Genomic DNA, 3,456 nt, shown 5'->3' with positions numbered 1-3,456 from the left:
CCGGTAATGATACGGATTCAAGCAAGAAACACCCACAGACCTTTACCGACAAGCGCAAATCGCTATCTATTTCATAGCATTCATCGGCAGGCATGGCGCCATGCCTGTTGCCGGCCGGGCTGCAAAAGCGTCTCTTTCGGGCAATGCCCTGATAAGCTTGCACCATGAAAAGCCTCTTTCACTTTGCCTTCAATGTCAGAGACCTCAACGTGGCCCGCCAGTTTTATGGCGGGGTCCTGGGATGCGCGGAAGGCCGCTCGGCCCCTACCTGGGTCGACTACGACTTTTTCGGCCACCAGCTGTCGCTCCACCTGGGCGAACCGTTCAAGACAGAGCGCACCGGCCATGTTGGCGACAAGCTTGTTCCCATGCCGCATTTCGGCCTGGTGCTTGCCCTGGCCGACTGGCAGGCCCTGGCGCAGCGCCTGCAAGCGGCCCGCATGGAGTTTGTGCTGGAGCCGCAAGTGCGCTTTGCAGGAGAAGCCGGCGAGCAATGGACCATGTTTTTCTGCGACCCCTTCGGCAACCCCATCGAGATCAAGGGTTTCCAATCACTTGAAGCCCTTTATTCGGCTAACACGGCCCGACATATCTGACATACATATGGCCTATACCTTTGCTTCCGCCACGGTGTTGCTGCTGCTGATCACCGATCCGTTCGGCAATATTCCGATTTTTGTCAACGCCCTGAAGGGTGTGGCGCCGGAGCGGCGCATGCGCGTCATCCTGCGTGAGGTGCTGATCGCGTTTTTGCTGCTGCTGGCCTTCATGTTTGTCGGCGACGGCTTCCTGCGCCTGATGAACCTCAGCGATTTGTCGCTGCAGATTGCCGGCGCGGTGGTCATGTTCCTGATCGCGCTGCGCATGATTTTCCCGTCGGACCAGCCCGAGGCCGCGCCGCTGCAGGGCGAGCCGCTGATTGTGCCGCTGGCGATTCCCGCGCTGGCCGGCCCCTCGGCGCTGGCCACGGTCATGTTGCTGGTGTCCCAGGCGCCGGCGCGGCGGCTTGAATGGATCGCGGCGCTGTGCGTGACCATGGCGGTGTGCGCCGTGGTGCTGGTGCTGTCCGAGCGAATCCAGCGGGTGGCAGGCGACCGCGTGATGATGGCCTTCGAGCGCCTGATGGGCCTCATCCTCGTGGCGATTTCGGTCGAGATGCTCCTGCGCGGCATACGGCTGTTCATCAGCCAAACCGGGGCTGCTGCATGAAAAAATCCGTGCAACGCCTCGTCCTCCTTTGTGCCTGCGCATTGGCCTCGCCGTGGGCACATGCGGTGCAAGACTGCGAAATCAACGGTGAAAGCGTCAACCCCAACAATGGCAACACCACGGCCGGCAAAACCGGCATCATGCGCTGCAAGGACCGGGACACAGGCCAGCTGATGCGCGAACAGGAGCTGCAGGGCGGCAAGTTCATGGGTTTGATGCGCTACTACCAGAACGGCAAGCTACAGCGGGAATACGGCGAAAACGAGCGCGGCAACCGCCATGGCCGCGCGCGTGAATTCGCACCGGACGGCCAGGTGCTGCGCGACTCCATCTACGACAACGGCACCGAGGCCGGCCTGGCGCGCAGCTTTCACACCAATGGGCAGTTGCGGCGCATCGTGTTTTACGGGCCGCGCGCAGGCGGCAGCATCGAGCAGGCCTATGCCGAATTCAATGACCGCGGCCAGCTCCAGGCCTTGCGCTGCGGCGACAAGCCTTTGCTGGCAGCGCCGGCCGAGGACGCCCGTTGGTGCGGTTTTTCGGGCGGCGCCTCAAAGATCGAACTCTTCAGCAGCAAAGGCGTGCTGAACGGCACCAGCAGTTACCTGGCCGGAAAACGCATTCGCCATGAAACGCTGGGCGAGAGTGGCAAGCCGGATTACCTGGACGAGGTATCGGGCAACATTCGCACTGAACGCTATTTCAACAACGCCGGCGTCAAGCGGCGCGAAGTCCAGTGGCTGCTGGAAACCAACCCGTCAAAAACCTCGTTCAAGGAACGCGAGCAGGAGTTCGCCGACAGCGGCGCCCTGACGCGCGACAGGCGCTGGTCGGCCGGCAAGCCGGTCAGCGACCAGACTTACTACCTGAACGGCCAGCCGCGCAGCAAAACCGAGTACGGCGGCGAAGGCGACACCGCCTGGCTGCAGACTACCGACTTCTTCGACAGCGGGAAAATCGCCGCCACCGGCCGCTACACAGCCTCCAACCGCTACCGGCAACTGCCCCAGGGTACGCACCAGCGCTTTAACGAAGCCGGCAGGCTGGTGGCCGAATCGAGCTACGACGAGCGCGGCCGCATCACGCGCGAGAGAACCTGGGACGACGAGGGCAAGCCATCACGTGACGACGCCGTGTTCGAAGACGGCTCACGCAAGGCTTATTCAAGATAACACCCCCGTCCAGGCTCACTGCGTGTAGCCTGTTCCCCCCTCGAGGGGGCGGCGCCTGCGGCCCGGCGAAGCCGGTTCCGCGGCCCCTGCTGGTTTTATTCGGGGTAGCTCAGACGTTCTCGACAATTTTTTGGTCGATGGCGCCAAATACTGAGAGCCCATCCTTGCCCTTGGCTTCAATGCGGATGGTGTCGCCGAACTTCATGAACTCGGTTTTGGGCCTGCCATCCTCGATGGTTTCGATGGCGCGCTTTTCAGCGATGCAGCTGTAGCCGTGGCTCCAGTCCTTGTTGCTGACGGTGCCTGAACCGATGATGCTGCCGGCACGGACATTGCGGGTCTTGCAGATATGGGCGATCAGCTGGCCGAAACTGAATGTCATCTCGGGGCCGGCTTCGCACATAGCGACCTTGCGGCCGTTCCAGGTGCTTTGCAGGGTCATGTGCAGGCGGCCCTTGTCCCAGGCGTCGCCCACTTCGTCCAGCGTCACTGCCACCGGGCTGAAAGCGGTTGCCGGTTTGCTCTGGAAGAAACCGAAACCCTTGGCCAGTTCATCGGGGATCAGGTTGCGCAAGGACACGTCGTTGGCCAGCATCAGCAGGCGCACGCCTTCCAGCGCCTGTTCGGGGGTGGCGCGCATGGGCACATCGCCGGTGATCACGGCGATCTCGGCCTCGAAGTCAATGCCGAACTCCTCGCTCGCCACCACCACATCGTCGCAGGGTCCAATGAAATCGTCGCTGCCGCCCTGGTACATCAGTGGGTTGGTGTAAAAACTTTCCGGCACCTCGGCGTTGCGCGCCTTTCGCACCAGTTCCACGTGGTTGATATAGGCCGAGCCGTCGGCCCACTGGTAGGCGCGCGGCAGCGGTGCCATGCAGCGCGATGGCTCAAACGGAAAAGCGTGCCTCGCCTTTCCCTGGTTCAATGTTTCGTACAAGTCCTGCAACTGCGGCGACATGAAGTTCCAGTCGTCCAGCACCTGCTGCAATTTGCCCGCGATGCCCGTCGCATAATGGGCTGTTGACAGATCGCGCGACACCACGACCAGCTGGCCGTCGCGTGACGAGTCTAT

General features: G+C 62.0%; 4 protein-coding genes. 3 read left to right on the top strand and 1 reads right to left on the bottom strand.

Annotated elements, in window-relative coordinates; genetic code table 11:
* Positions 1-164: 164 nt before the first annotated feature.
* The 3 genes from AC1DWI_RS17040 to AC1DWI_RS17030 are packed head-to-tail and all read left to right on the top strand — an operon-like array spanning position 165 to position 2,381.
* A complete protein-coding gene (locus tag AC1DWI_RS17040) occupies positions 165-596 on the top strand; it encodes a VOC family protein (protein ID WP_477668732.1) in 432 nt (143 codons plus the stop codon).
* 7 nt (positions 597-603) lie between these two features.
* A complete protein-coding gene (locus tag AC1DWI_RS17035; protein WP_477668733.1) occupies positions 604-1,209 on the top strand; it encodes a MarC family protein in 606 nt (201 codons plus the stop codon).
* An 8-nt stretch (positions 1,210-1,217) separates the two neighbouring features.
* A complete protein-coding gene (locus AC1DWI_RS17030) occupies positions 1,218-2,381 on the top strand; it encodes a toxin-antitoxin system YwqK family antitoxin (RefSeq protein WP_477668734.1) in 1,164 nt (387 codons plus the stop codon).
* Between the two features lie 109 nt (positions 2,382-2,490).
* On the opposite strand, the gene AC1DWI_RS17025 is transcribed toward AC1DWI_RS17030, so the two are convergent.
* Entirely contained in the window at positions 2,491-3,456 is a 966-nt protein-coding gene (locus AC1DWI_RS17025; protein WP_477725273.1) for a fumarylacetoacetate hydrolase family protein, read from the bottom strand.

The organism is Polaromonas sp. P3_C2, from assembly GCF_056402675.1.
This window is presented reverse-complemented; position numbering and strand designations above follow the sequence as displayed.